Annotated in this window: 1 pseudogene; it reads left to right on the top strand. The window is 66.8% G+C overall.

The annotated features are described in order from the left end of the window. Positions 1 to 241 (top strand): annotated as a pseudogene (locus tag SB753_RS40725) (hypothetical protein); the annotation flags it as partial.

Below are 241 nucleotides of genomic sequence, written 5' to 3'. Positions count from 1 at the left end.
CGCTGCTCACCGCCGACGTGGTCAAGGCCAACCTGGTCGGCGACCTGCTCAACACCGGCACCATCCACGGACGCCAGCTGGTCGACCTCAAGGCCCACAACCTCGACAACGTCGGCGGCAGCATCGACGGCGGCGTGGTGCTGCTGGACGCCAGGCACGACATCAACAACATCGGCGGCCGGATCCGGGGCAAGGACGGCCTGCTCGCCGTTGCCGGCAACAACATCAACCAGATCAGCAC

It is taken from the genome of Paraburkholderia sp. SIMBA_053 (assembly GCF_046534895.1).
Classification (GTDB): domain Bacteria; phylum Pseudomonadota; class Gammaproteobacteria; order Burkholderiales; family Burkholderiaceae; genus Paraburkholderia; species Paraburkholderia caledonica.
This window is presented reverse-complemented; position numbering and strand designations above follow the sequence as displayed.